We start from the raw sequence: 11,719 nt of genomic DNA on the forward strand, positions 1-11,719 counted from the left end.
ATCATCTCACTTGATAGTTAGGGTAGCCAGTAGGCTTATCTACTGGTTTAGGTTGATCAATCAGCAAAACTAGGCTCAGTGAAGCCGCGCCATCAGTGAGCTTTAGAGCCGCTAGAGGTTGATCTTTTTCTTGCCATGGGAGCCATAACTTAACCTGATAAGATGCAGCATTAACGGGCAAAGTAACACTGCTTATAGCAATCAAAAGTGAAGCAAAATATCGCGGTGAAATAGACATCTAACACTCCCATAAAAACCCATTTCAAGTAACTTTGAATGTGTAACTAGGATCGATATTCTTTGAGACTAATTTTGCCCACGCTAACGCGCACTAAACCAAAGCCAGTGATAAACCTTCCCAGACTGCGGGCTAAAACCCACCATTAATAGTCAACTCGCCACCATTAAACTATGCGATAAGAATGGCTATTTCGCCAACGTAAAGGCCTACAAATAAAAGTCTAATCAATTACAAAGCCCGATTAGCCTAGGGCAAACAAATGAACATTTTTTGAACGATAGATAGCGATTTATTAGACGAATGTCTGCCACAGGGAAGCGGCAACTAAGCCTTCAAGGATGCTTTTACGGCGTTTCGTATAATAAAATGTTACTTGCTTTAAGCTTATGCTCAAATATTGTACGTTCATACGTTCGCCCTACCTATTAACCAGAGTGATAAAACAATGTCTTTACCCTACCATCATTTTCGCTTACATAGCCCAGCCCTTGCTGGTAACTTGTTACAAGATAACCCTGTACGAGAGGCACTTATATACTTACCACCAAGCTACCATAAACAATCTGACCGATGCTATCCGGTGGTTTACTTACTTCATGGTTTTGGCGGTACTGCCAAAGGCTGGTTTTCCGAACAGCAGGGCGAGCCAAGCTTACACTTAACCATGGCGCAGCTAATAGCGACAAAACAAGTCGAAGAGATGATTATTGTGGTGCCAGAAAACAGTACTCGCTTTACCTGTACTGGCTATAACAACAATGACGTTCAGGGCCACTGGCTAGACTTTATTTGCCATGATTTAGTCAATGCTATTGAAGGTGAATATCGCTGTTTGGGCGGTGCAAAGCATCGCGCGCTGATGGGTCATAGTTCAGGAGCAGACGCCGTACTGAAAACCCTTTTTTATAAACCCGGTTTTTTCCAACACGCCTTTGCCATGAGTCCAGCCAACCTACACAACGATAGCATCACGTTTTTTAAACAGTTATTCAACGACAACCACACAACCTTAATGCAAGCCGCCCAAGGCGAGCTAGCCATAGAGCAGCTTGATGTGTGGCAACACCTTTTGCTCTGTCGCTTACAAGGTGCACTGCCCGATGTGAATAAACCACCGCTATATTGCCGCTTGCCTGAACAAGAAAGTGATTGGCTACAACTGGCGAATACCGCTTTTAATTGCGTGATTCCCACTCACGGCCAGCATTTAAAAGACGTCAACATAGCCATTGATATTGGCAGCCAAGAAGATACTCACCAAAGCTGTCTCAATTTAGTGAAACAGTTTAATCAGTCGGGAGTGGCCGTTGAACTGTTTGAATTTGATGGTGGTCACGTCGACCATATGGGAAAAAGCCTTGCTTACGTTTTACCTTGGCTCAGTCGTGCGCTAACAAGCACTGATTGATAAAATCAGGTAAACTGAACAGCATTCTCGACTTACTTATTTACTTAATATGACGAAAAGAACAGACGTCACCATCGGTTTAACCAACCCTAAAAGTGCGACTAATGTTGGCGCCGTCATGCGCGCCGCGGGGTGTTTTCAAGTTGATCGCGTAATTTACAGTGGCGAGCGTTACGATCGCACCTTAAAGCTAAATACCGACACCAAGAAAATCCGCTCAAGTATTCCTCTCACCCAGCAAAATTGTTTGTTAGACAATAAGCCAGAAGAGGTAAAAGTAGTGTGCGTTGACTTAGTAGTCGGTGCAACACCACTACCCGAATTTGAACACCCAGAAAAAGCCCTTTATATTTTTGGCCCTGAAGATGGCACCATTAGCCAACAAGTGATCGATCAAGCCGATGCCGTGGTTTACATTCCAACCATAGGTTGTTTAAATCTCGCAGCCTCCGTTAACGTACTTTTATATGACAGAAGCACGAAATTGGCGCAACTAAAGGCCAGTGACGAATTAATACACAATAGCCGTGATCGTAACAACAAAGTAAAAGTTAAAAAAGCGGAGTAGCCTTATCAATCAATCGTAGGCACAGTGCTCCAGAGGCTGACCAATTATACTAGCAGTTGGCCATATATACCCAATCAACTTGGAGAGGCTTGATTTCAGCAAGATCTTACACTCGTTTAGGCAAGGCATTGATTGCCGGTAATGGCTTCCCCTTATCAAAATCAATAACACAGTATAAACGCGTGTAAAACTTGCCCTTTGGGAGCCCGCCGTGTTTCCACTACGTTGTTACGCTAATTTGAAAGGTGCCTACATTCCTTCATTAGCGTGCCTAGTATTGAAAACACGGTGGCGCTCTGAAACATACATCTTCAAGTTGATTGGGTATAACTACTGCTATTGCTGTAATGGCTGCGTTTTAGCTTGCGACATGATGAACAAGCGACACTTTCGTTCAACGCGGTCTGTTAAGACCGCTCGCTTTTTTAACTTGAATATTTCTGCAATAACTTAGTAATAAAACCATCATCCAGCATACTTTGCAGCACCTGATTCAACTGATCTAGTGGCACAGGGCTAAGTTTAGAAACGGCCGGGGTGATCTTTTGCTCGCTGAACAAAAAACTAGCAAAGACAAGTTCATTTTGATAACCGCTTTCTTTGAGCAACCAAGTGCCTTGGATATCGGATGTGACAACCGCATCCAAGCGTCCCGCCTTTAACCTTGTTAAATTATGCATTACCTCAAGTGAGTCCGAACGAATAACTAGCCCATTAGTTAACTCGTTATCTATTTCTGGGTATGCATATCCCAACACCGTTCCTAAGGTTAAGCCGATGAGATCTTCCACATTGGTGATATTAGGCGAATCACGACGGATCACTAACACATTCTTTTCATCAAATATTGGCAGCGCCCAATCCACCTTATCAGGCTCAGCCAACCACTTCGGGCTTGACGTTACCACGACATGGACCTTTCCGGTCTGCAGACTATATTCTAAGCGCTTCCGTGCCACTTGCTGGTAACTCACCACAACGTCGGCGCGCCTAGCAAGCTCGTCCATTAGCTCAACAATAATGCCAGATTCAGCGCCACTCGGGCCTAAAAACACATAGGGTGCATTATCACTAGGCGCATAAGTAACCACCAGCAAGGATTTAGCTAAAGCAACGTCACTAAAAATGAAGCTAAAAAATATCAACCACCTAAACTTCATAACTATCCCTTGCCAGTAATATGAATCCGCTAAGTATAGTTCGGCTTTTCTCTCCACTATTAGCAATCAATATTAATTTACTTAAGTTCTACTTAAGGCAGTCACTGCCAAATGGAGTATGTTTACGGCAAAATTACGTTTTTTGGCTGACAACACCAAGCGAACAGGGACATATCCACCACACTTTTGTAGGCAAAACATACTGTTACTCTTGTCCAGTAATAAGATGAATGAGTCATGATGAGCCCAGCTTTTAAGCTAGAGTTTTACCTTATAAATAAAAAGCGCTAACATGTCATAAAATGTCAAATACACATCAACTATAGTCAACAAGGAGATATCATGTCACACGCCATTCCAGGGGTAGAGTTTGCTGACAACACCAACCAAAGAACCCCTTGCGTGCTAGTGCTGGATGCTTCAGGCTCGATGAATGGAGCTCCCATTGAACAGTTAAACCACGGCCTCCGCGTATTTGAAGAGCAGCTTAAAGGCGATGTATCCACCGCTATGCGCGTCCAAGTATTAGTGATCACCGTAGGCGGTCACGACGATGTGACTGTGGTGCAGCCATGGGTCGATGCCATTGACTTTAAAGCGCCAGAAATAATAGCTTCGGGCCTAACGCCATTGGGCAAAGGCATGTCATACGCCCTTGAAGAAGTACAAAACCAAAAAGCCCAATACGACGCCAATGGTATCTCCAGCACCCGCCCTTGGATCATCATGATTTCTGATGGCTCGCCCAATGACTATGGCTGGGAAGAAGCCGCACAAGCTTGTCGTGAAGCTGAGCAAAACAAACGCGCGGTGATATTTCCCATCGGCACTGAAGGCGCAGATTTTGACGCTCTTGGTCAATTTTCCAATAAAACACCGAAAAAACTAAAGGGCCTTGCCTTTAACGAACTTTTTGTTTGGCTCAGCCGCAGCATGACCACGGTATCTTCAAGTGTACCGGGACAAAAAGTACAACTACCAAGTACCAATGAATGGGCCGAAGTCGAAATCTAACATGACGCAAACAACCAGTAAGCGAGCGCAAACGGTACACTTTGTTGGCGCAGCAGTGCGCGGTCAGGGCCACCTTAAAACCAATCAACCATGCCAAGATGCTTGGCAAGTTGCCAGCGACGCTGGCGCTACTGTGGCCTGCGTTTGCGATGGTGCAGGCTCAGCTAAACACTCAGATCAAGGCGCAAAAAAACTCAGCCAAATGGTCTGTGATAACTTGCTAAATTATGTATTGGCGCAACCCTCGGCGGTGATTGCAGAGCCAGAATTAGTCAATCAACTGTTCGATACCCTCGCGCAATGTCGCAAAGCGCTAGCCAATCAAGGTCCATTAAATGACTATCACGCGACGCTTTGTGGCTTAGTGCAACATCAACAACAAAACTTAGTATTTCATCTCGGTGATGGCTTGATCATTGGTATTAACCCAGATGATTGGCAGGACTTTATTATCAGCGAGCCTGAGAATGGCGAGTTTGCCGAAACCACGTATTTCTTTACCTTAGACGATTGGCAGTCGCACCTGCGAGTCATGTGCGCGCCAGCGCGTTACAAAATTTGGTTTTTAATGAGTGATGGCTGTGCCAGCTTTGCTGCGAAGACGCATCCCTATGTACCGGATTTAAAATTTTTAAAGCCGGTACATAGTTACTTAGCCAGTGTTGATAACGAGCTTGCCAGCCAAGCACTAACGGCAACCCTAGACGATCCTCGCACACATTCCATTACCCAAGACGATAAAACCCTAGTGTGGTTGTATAACTCAAGTTTGGCTATATGACTTTACGCGTTAATCTTTGCTTTAATGATGGCAAAAACAAACATGCCTTTATTTTTAAATACTCAAGATAAATCGTAACTCATCTTGCGCTAAAAGAAGCGACTGTGTGACAAACTAAAACCACCAGCAAGGGCTAGAGGAAAGCTATTAGTTTCACCCTACCACAAAGCATATGACCTTATTTAAGATTTCAAGGCAAGAGCCTAGCCCTAGTCCAGCATCTTTTTGCTCATACTTACTAGCCCCATACTCAGGGCGAGATCTCACAATATAAATAAGGCTATTGTGTATATTTAACAGTCAAAATTAGCTATGAACTCTTGCTAGAAGTCTGCCCATTACAAAACGTGCGAACAAAATATGTGCAATTCGATTACACATTTACCTGCACCTTTAGTTGCTGCACATTTTCTGTTCAAAGTGGAATCCCACCCTGGCCCCATACTGGGTACTACTTTTTCAATCTTGGGTCATAAACTTCCAAGCCTCCGATGCATTATCTTCAAGCTCTTTTGATTCCTTGGCAACAAATGGGATGGCTGAAGTCACCCAAACTGCAGCATCAACCATAAAGGGGATAGTTTTAAAGATAAATGCCGCAAACAGGACGATAATAAAAAAACGAGCAAATCCCTTTGCTTTAGTATCTTTAGTCTCTTGCAGCGACTTATTACAAGCGTCCCAACCCAACTTTGCAATAATCGCAACAACACCTAACTGTACAGCTAAAATAATGGATGTAATAAAGAAAAAGATGACTAGAAAAAAAACACCTTCAACTAAACCTGCTAAAACGTCCAAATGGCACTCCTAAAATCAAAATTCACAATCGAAACATAATGACTCACTTATCACTTAAAAACCTTGATTTGGTTTATATCTTATTGAATTAGAGGAGATAAGCCATTGCTTCCCCCTCTGAGATATTTAGCTATGACAAGTCGCTTTAAAAACAAGAGCCTTATGATGCCTTGCGTCTTATCTTAAGCACTATCCCTAACCCAGCGAAGAGCATGGCTAGCCCTAAAACTAAACTCATTATAACGTCACGGGTGGTGCGCTCCATAAATGGGCGGGTAAAGTTCCATTTATGTAAGAAGCTAAACGAATAACCTTCGTAGCGTGCGTTGTCGGTGAGGCGATCAACCAAGATCCCTGTCGCCGGATCAATAAATACCTTATCACCTAGCTTGCTATCATAATCCAGTTGCCACACAGGCAAGCGCTTGTTGCGAAAATCATAATGTAAACCGAAGTGCGTAATAAGCTGAGTGCCTTGCAGCTGCTCAAGGGGTAAACCCAACTGTTGCTCAGCCATTGCTATCACCAGTTTTTCATCGTTAAATGCCACTTGCAGGCCCGTTTTCGCCGAGATATACAACGCCGGATCCGTAATGGCGATGCCGTCATAAATCGCGTCACGTTGCGGGGCTTGATGACCGTGATGACGGTGCTCATCTTTACCTGTCGTTTTCACCGCATCATGGACATGGCCGCCCTTACCCGCTTTGTTACTTGGTAAACTTAAGCGATAAATTAACTGCCCTTGCGGGTCGCGAATTAAACTTAAACCATTCAGCATAAAGCCAAGCTCTTTGCTAGACCATATTTGTTGGTTGAGCTCATCGTCTTGCCAAGTCAATGGCTGCGCTAAACGCAAACCGTTGTGTTGGTCAGCGATGGCAGCATGTAACAGGTGATACAAGCCACTGCCACTAAAGCCCAGTAAAGGCAACCAGATAGCATACGCCACTAAATGATGCACATTACGCTGCCAAGTCGCCTTAGCGCTGCGCTTAATAGAAAGTACCAGCGCCATACCAGTTAGCGTGCTTAGCACCAGCACTAACATTAGTAATCCCACCAGCAATACTCGCGCATACTCAAAATCATCTAACCAATGCCAAGTGTGTAAAGTACGAAACCAGCCTTGCACTTGAGTTTTGTAGTCATTAGTGAGCCCAGCTTGGGCGTTGGTTTCCGTGTGTACATAGATGGTGAGACCATCGGGCGAGTCAAACGCCACTTTATACACCGGCAGCAAGCGGTTAACCCAAGGGTAAGCATGATCAAACTGCGTTTGCAGGGTGACGGACTTGATCGCCGTATCAGCGAGGCCGGTATAATGACGCGCTAACCACTTAGCATGCTCAACATCATGATCGGCTAACTCACGATAATTACTTAAATCAAAGTAACGCCGCGGCGCCAATTCATCTTGCGTCACCTGTAGCACCGCGCCATTGACCGAGGGCACAACCTTCACCAATAACGCTTGATTGATTTGGTGTTGTTTTAACACCGCTGGCACTTGGCTTACCAAACTGGCGGGTAATACGGCTTTAGGCGGAAAAAAAGCCGCCAACTTTGGCCCAGTCCAACTCATTAGCGGATGTAACAACCCCGACAACGCCCAGATAAATAGGCTAATAAACGCCAACCAAGCGAGACGGTTGTGCCATGTTTTAGCCGGCTTTAACAGCGGCTTTAAAAATTTAAATTGCATGGGAATACCTTACATATGCCTTACCATCAACAGCTTCCAAGCACCTATGTTGCCAATCACCAAGTGCTTGGAGCCGTATTCTAAAATCAGCCCTTAAAACTGTGCGTCAATACCTAAGTAAAAACTGCGTGGCGCGCCCGGACGATAGGAAATATTAGGGTTACCCACTTGGTTAGAGGTGTAAGTAGAATAACGTGTATCCGCTAAGTTCATTACCCGACCACGCAACATCACGCGGTCGCTAATTTCATAGCTGGCGCGCAAGTTAAATAAATCATGGCCCTGATATTTATTGGTGTTGGTTTCGTCGGTGTAGTATTCACCTAAGTGCTCCCACTCAACCTCTATTGCTAATCCATCTAAGGCTAACGGCGCGTATTGGAATGCAAGATTCCCCATGGTGTTGGGCGCTTTACCGACATCAAAACCAGCATAGTTGCGCGTTTCAACCACTGGTGGAACACAAGCTGGTGGATAGCAAGAGTAAATATATTGGTACGCTTTGTACTCTTGCTGGTTGTAAGTAAAGCCCGCGTTCATACCCCACTCGTCAGTTAGGTCACCTGCGAGCGACAGCTCGATACCTTGGTGCTGCGTTTTACCGGCATTGGTGGTTTTGCGATCGCGACCGTCGATATAGCTAACTACTTGGTTTTTCACGATCATGTGATACAAGGTCAGGTCATAACCAAAACTCTCCGTTAAATCACCACGAAAGCCAATTTCAAAACTGTCTGATTCAACGGGTTTTAAATCCGTGGTATTAACCGTTGAGCCAGAGCGAAATAGCTGGCCAACGGAAGGAATACGAAACGCATTACGATAATTGGCATAGGTTTGATGACCTTGATTAAAGCTATACACCGCGCCCAGTTTGGGGCTGAGGTGGTTAAAATCAAGAGACTGAGAATCGGGGCGCAACCAACGACCTCGGCCAATAATTTCACTGACACTGCGGTCAAGATTATCGGTGTAATCAAGGTGAAAATAGTCATAACGCAGCCCAGCCACTAAACGCCAATTATCTGCTGGTGTCCATTCGCCATGCACATAGGGTGAAATAGAGGTTTGGTCAGCATCATAATCGTAATGAGTACGACCTGTTTCACTGTAATCGGTAAAAATGTCGCCTTGCTTGGTTACCGAAATTTGCTTTTCTTGGTAGTCAGATACAGTGTGGTCGATGTCGACACCGGTGATCAATTCACCTTGCTCAAAGTTATAACGGTACTTACTTAATAGACCAAATGACTGGAAGTTGGTTTCACGAATGTTCGGATCATAAGTTACCATCCAACTGGGCATCATCTTAGTGGTGTTATCACGATAGAAGGGCGTAAAACTCAGTAGCGATACATCACTTAGCTCGGTGGCAATTTCCCCCGTTAAGCGAAAGGCACTCACATCACGAAAACCAATGTCGCCATGGTATTTATTCTTGGTCGGATTATTTTTGTAATCATCTTCTTCTAAATCTGACACGCCACTTTGGTCAACACCGGTATAAGCTGCGATCAACTTGTAACTGGTCGCACTAGAAAGATTGCCGTCAAAACGCAGTGAGGTTGAGTAACGCTGATATTCTGACTCATCACGATAACCGTCACTGTCAGTCAGGTTTAACTTAAATGCCATGCCATGATCGTCATTAATATCAGTGCCACCAGAAACCAGCGCGCGTTTCCAGCCATGCTCTCCCCCTTCAAGGTTTACTCGACCTGACGCGTAATCGGGACTGGCCTCAGTCACCGAGTTAATCACCCCGCCAATCGCATCACTGCCGTAGAGTGATGATCCTGGTCCTTTGGTCACTTCCACTCGCTCGGCCTGAGGAATATTCACTTCGTATAAACCGTTGTGATTGAAGAAACCGGTAGGACGAGTCGGCACCCCATCTTCTAAAAACAGATACACGCCACTGGTTGAAATTGGTTGGCGGATTGACGTCATATGCCCTTCGCCGCCGAGGTTATTAACATGCACACCCGCCACTCGATTAAGTAACTCAGCGGGGTGAGATGGCGAAACAGCTTCAATTTCTTCTTTGTCTTGCACGCTAACACTTTCCGCCAACTCGCTACGAGATTTACCTTCACGAGTGGCAGTGATCACCATGGTATCAACGCTGTTAGTCGTCGTTTCAATTTGGCCCGGTTCAGTTTGCCCTTGCTCAGATTGCGCAAACGCGGCAAAAGGTACAATACTGCTCATCGCCAATGCGATTAAGGTTTTTTTAGTTGTTATATTCATTTCTAATTCAACACGTTTATCAGCTAAGTTGGCGCTTTATTGGCATCTCAACCAAACAATCGCTTTCGTTAGCAAAATTAATTTTGATATTGAATTTGCAAGAAAAATCAAGCGGCAACCAAAGTTACACCGCAAAGCTTTCCAACAAAATCAGATTAAATGAGGCGGTTAAACGTGTTGTGGCGGCGGGGCGCGCAGGAGGGGTTGAAACCAAATAACATTTGCATATTCAAGGCCATTAGATTGATACCAAATAGCAGTGAGCTGGCTTAATAATAAGCTAGGTTTGATGCCAAGATAGACCTGCTGCAGTGCACTGAGATCGACTGCAGGTACACATAAAGCGCATTTAAATTTAGAAAAAGGAGAATCGCCGTGACCATCCAAATTAGCAACATCGGCATTAAGACCATCACTGGTAGCCATCGCATCGCCAGCAAATAGCTCACTTGCCTTAACCCACTTAAATCCCGTGGCGGTACAAATCAGTATTTTTTCGTTCGGATCGTAACCCTGCAGCGCCGGATTAACGGCACTGGCAGCGCTGGCATAGAAGGGCAGCATCAGCTTCAGCAGAACTGATATAACGAGAAATCGTGCCCAATGTCGAAAACATCCTTGTTTCATGGCGCGCAGATTAGCGACTCAGCAAAGCAAATGCAACATTTCGTTAACAGCATTCAATAAAACGCAAATAGCCAACCACTTGCAACTTATTGCTATAGCAGTAAACTATCCGCGCTTTTTAAGCACATTCTCAGGGCGGGGCGCAATTCCCCACCGGCGGTAAATTGTTTTCACCTCGATGTCGAGATAAACAAAAGCCCGCGAGCGCTTGGTTAACTCTGTTTAAGCAAGGTCAGCAGATCTGGTGTAACTCCAGAGCCGACGGTCATAGTCCGGATGAGAGAGAATAAAAAATAATGCGCGGGCTCGTCCGTTAGCAGGCTATTGTCAGCCATTTGCTAATGGGCACTTGCGTAGGCTTTTTTCGTGGTCAAACACGTCCTCTATCAGCCCTGATTCTGGTATCTATTTATAGAAGGAATTTACCATGAGTCAGTCTTTATTAACCCCATTTGGCACCCCGATGCAGCGTGTTGAAACGGCATTAATCGCCCTACAACAAGGCCAAGGTGTACTGGTTGTTGACGATGAAAATCGTGAAAACGAAGGGGATTTTATTTTTTCAGCGCAGCACCTCACTACCGCACAAATGGCGATGATGATCCGCGAAGGCAGCGGTATTGTGTGTTTATGTTTACCAGAAGAGCGTGTTAAGCAGCTCGATTTACCACAAATGGTTAGCAACAACACCAGCCAAAATCACACTGCTTATACTGTGACTATCGAAGCAAAAGAAGGCGTAACCACAGGTGTTAGCGCCGCCGATCGCGTCACCACCATCAAAGCCGCCACCGCAGCCAACGCCAAGCCCGAAGATTTATCACGTCCCGGCCATGTGTTTCCGCTAAAAGCGGTCAATGGCGGTGTGTTAGTAAGACGCGGTCATACCGAAGCGTCGGTCGATTTAATGCGACTAGCCGGATTCGATCCTTTTGGCGTGATTTGCGAATTAAACAATATTGATGGCTCAATGGCACGCTTACCTGAAGTGGTTAAGTTTGCTACGCAACATCAAATGCCCGTACTGTCGATTGAAGATTTGGTGAGTTACATTAACAGCCAGCAAAGTTTGGCTGGCTAATTTATTAGGTAGGAGATGTATGGACTCCTCCCCACGCGGGAGATACGGTATAAATAAATCGACGAAAAATTACTTTACCAAGG

The 11,719-nt window shown here is 45.1% G+C and carries 11 protein-coding genes and 1 riboswitch; of the genes, 5 read left to right on the forward strand and 6 right to left on the reverse strand.

Features of this window, described 5'->3' with window-relative positions:
* Window position 1: 1 nt before the first annotated feature.
* The gene (locus Q4519_RS18660) at window positions 2-238 is read right to left on the reverse strand and encodes a hypothetical protein (protein ID WP_303514879.1); all 237 of its coding nucleotides are present in this window, start codon (window positions 236-238) and stop codon (window positions 2-4) included.
* Between the two features lie 448 nt (window positions 239-686).
* Between Q4519_RS18660 and Q4519_RS18665 the strand changes: the two genes are divergently transcribed.
* The gene (locus tag Q4519_RS18665) at window positions 687-1,649 is read left to right on the forward strand and encodes an esterase family protein (RefSeq protein ID WP_303514883.1); all 963 of its coding nucleotides are present in this window, start codon (window positions 687-689) and stop codon (window positions 1,647-1,649) included.
* Window positions 1,650-1,698: 49 nt separating this feature from the next.
* Complete coding sequence (locus Q4519_RS18670; protein WP_232799844.1) at window positions 1,699-2,217, forward strand: TrmH family RNA methyltransferase; 519 nt, start codon at window positions 1,699-1,701, stop codon at window positions 2,215-2,217.
* 425 nt (window positions 2,218-2,642) lie between these two features.
* On the opposite strand, the gene Q4519_RS18675 is transcribed toward Q4519_RS18670, so the two are convergent.
* Window positions 2,643-3,377: an ABC transporter substrate-binding protein gene (locus Q4519_RS18675; RefSeq protein WP_303514886.1), complete on the reverse strand. Its 735-nt coding sequence runs from the start codon at window positions 3,375-3,377 to the stop codon at window positions 2,643-2,645.
* Window positions 3,378-3,719: 342 nt separating this feature from the next.
* Here Q4519_RS18675 and Q4519_RS18680 point away from each other — a divergent pair, with 342 nt between their 5' ends.
* Both Q4519_RS18680 and Q4519_RS18685 read left to right on the forward strand, forming a co-directional pair.
* Entirely contained in the window at window positions 3,720-4,391 is a 672-nt protein-coding gene (locus Q4519_RS18680; RefSeq protein ID WP_232799846.1) for a VWA domain-containing protein, read from the forward strand.
* 1 nt (window position 4,392) lies between these two features.
* Window positions 4,393-5,172 (forward strand): PP2C family serine/threonine-protein phosphatase, encoded by a 780-nt coding sequence (locus tag Q4519_RS18685; protein WP_303514888.1) that lies wholly within the window; start codon window positions 4,393-4,395, stop codon window positions 5,170-5,172.
* 459 nt (window positions 5,173-5,631) lie between these two features.
* Here the strand turns inward: Q4519_RS18685 and Q4519_RS18690 are convergent, their stop codons facing one another.
* The 4 genes from Q4519_RS18690 to Q4519_RS18705 all read right to left on the reverse strand — a co-directional run bounded on the left by Q4519_RS18690 (window position 5,632) and on the right by Q4519_RS18705 (window position 10,492).
* Window positions 5,632-5,973: a hypothetical protein gene (locus tag Q4519_RS18690; RefSeq protein ID WP_303514890.1), complete on the reverse strand. Its 342-nt coding sequence runs from the start codon at window positions 5,971-5,973 to the stop codon at window positions 5,632-5,634.
* A gap of 160 nt (window positions 5,974-6,133) precedes the next feature.
* Window positions 6,134-7,678, reverse strand: a complete 1,545-nt coding sequence (locus Q4519_RS18695) for a PepSY domain-containing protein (RefSeq protein ID WP_303514892.1) — start codon at window positions 7,676-7,678, stop codon at window positions 6,134-6,136.
* Between the two features lie 93 nt (window positions 7,679-7,771).
* Window positions 7,772-9,928, reverse strand: coding sequence for a TonB-dependent receptor (locus Q4519_RS18700; RefSeq protein WP_303514895.1), 2,157 nt, complete (start codon window positions 9,926-9,928; stop codon window positions 7,772-7,774).
* 168 nt (window positions 9,929-10,096) lie between these two features.
* Entirely contained in the window at window positions 10,097-10,492 is a 396-nt protein-coding gene (locus Q4519_RS18705; RefSeq protein WP_303514898.1) for a hypothetical protein, read from the reverse strand.
* Between the two features lie 185 nt (window positions 10,493-10,677).
* Window positions 10,678-10,847: riboswitch (FMN riboswitch) on the forward strand.
* A 135-nt stretch (window positions 10,848-10,982) separates the two neighbouring features.
* Between Q4519_RS18705 and ribB the strand changes: the two genes are divergently transcribed.
* The gene (gene ribB / locus Q4519_RS18710; protein WP_303514901.1) at window positions 10,983-11,636 is read left to right on the forward strand and encodes a 3,4-dihydroxy-2-butanone-4-phosphate synthase; all 654 of its coding nucleotides are present in this window, start codon (window positions 10,983-10,985) and stop codon (window positions 11,634-11,636) included.
* Window positions 11,637-11,719 lie beyond the last annotated feature (83 nt).

The sequence above is a fragment of the Motilimonas sp. 1_MG-2023 genome (genome assembly GCF_030547455.1).
Classification (GTDB): Bacteria; Pseudomonadota; Gammaproteobacteria; order Enterobacterales; family CBDFNC01; genus Motilimonas.

Coding starts and splice junctions, on each gene's coding strand:
- Q4519_RS18665 (WP_303514883.1), top strand. CDS start 687: ATGTCTTTACCCTACCATCATTTTCGCTTACATAGCCCAGCCCTTGCT.
- Q4519_RS18675 (WP_303514886.1), bottom strand. CDS start 3,377: ATGAAGTTTAGGTGGTTGATATTTTTTAGCTTCATTTTTAGTGACGTT.
- Q4519_RS18700 (WP_303514895.1), bottom strand. CDS start 9,928: ATGAATATAACAACTAAAAAAACCTTAATCGCATTGGCGATGAGCAGT.
- Q4519_RS18685 (WP_303514888.1), top strand. CDS start 4,393: ATGACGCAAACAACCAGTAAGCGAGCGCAAACGGTACACTTTGTTGGC.
- Q4519_RS18705 (WP_303514898.1), bottom strand. CDS start 10,492: ATGCTGCCCTTCTATGCCAGCGCTGCCAGTGCCGTTAATCCGGCGCTG.
- Q4519_RS18695 (WP_303514892.1), bottom strand. CDS start 7,678: ATGCAATTTAAATTTTTAAAGCCGCTGTTAAAGCCGGCTAAAACATGG.
- Q4519_RS18670 (WP_232799844.1), top strand. CDS start 1,699: ATGACGAAAAGAACAGACGTCACCATCGGTTTAACCAACCCTAAAAGT.
- Q4519_RS18680 (WP_232799846.1), top strand. CDS start 3,720: ATGTCACACGCCATTCCAGGGGTAGAGTTTGCTGACAACACCAACCAA.
- ribB (WP_303514901.1), top strand. CDS start 10,983: ATGAGTCAGTCTTTATTAACCCCATTTGGCACCCCGATGCAGCGTGTT.
- Q4519_RS18660 (WP_303514879.1), bottom strand. CDS start 238: ATGTCTATTTCACCGCGATATTTTGCTTCACTTTTGATTGCTATAAGC.